Source organism: Stenotrophomonas sp. A3_2 (genome assembly GCF_036624925.1).
In the GTDB taxonomy this organism is placed as follows: Bacteria; Pseudomonadota; Gammaproteobacteria; order Xanthomonadales; family Xanthomonadaceae; genus Stenotrophomonas; species Stenotrophomonas hibiscicola.
Map to the genome: position 1 here is coordinate 1 of NZ_JAZKVY010000079.1, position 428 is coordinate 428.

Annotated in this window: 1 protein-coding gene; it reads right to left on the reverse strand. The window is 64.7% G+C overall.

Annotated features, from left to right (window positions below; genetic code table 11):
- Positions 1 to 416 (reverse strand): glutamate synthase central domain-containing protein (locus R5H29_RS01490; RefSeq protein ID WP_332328624.1); only part of this gene is annotated, 416 nt, incomplete at its 3' end.
- Between the last annotated feature and the right edge of the window lie 12 nt (positions 417 to 428).

Genomic DNA, 428 nt, shown 5'->3' on the forward strand with positions numbered 1-428 from the left:
ATCGGCGGGTTGGTGACCTGGCTGAAATCCTGCCTGAAGTAACAGTGCAGGCCGCGATATTGCTCGGAGAGCACGGCGATCGGCGTGTCGTCGCCCATGCTGCCGACGGCCTCGTTCGCGTCCTCCACCATCGGGTGCAGGATGGCCTCAAGCTCCTCCAGCGTCTGACCCACGGCGAGCTGGCGGCGGCGCAGTGCCTCACCGGTGTAGCGCACGGGCTCCGGCGCATCGGTTTTGACGATGTGGTCGATGCGCTTGATGTTGTTGGTCCAGGCGCCGTAGGGGTGACGCGCGGCCAGCATGTCGTGCAGTGCCTCGTCCTTGTAGAAGCGCGCCTCGTCCAGATTGACGGCGATGGATTCGCCGGGGCCGACGCGGCCTTTTTCGATGATGTCGCTTTCGTCCAGCGACACCATGCCGGTTTCCGA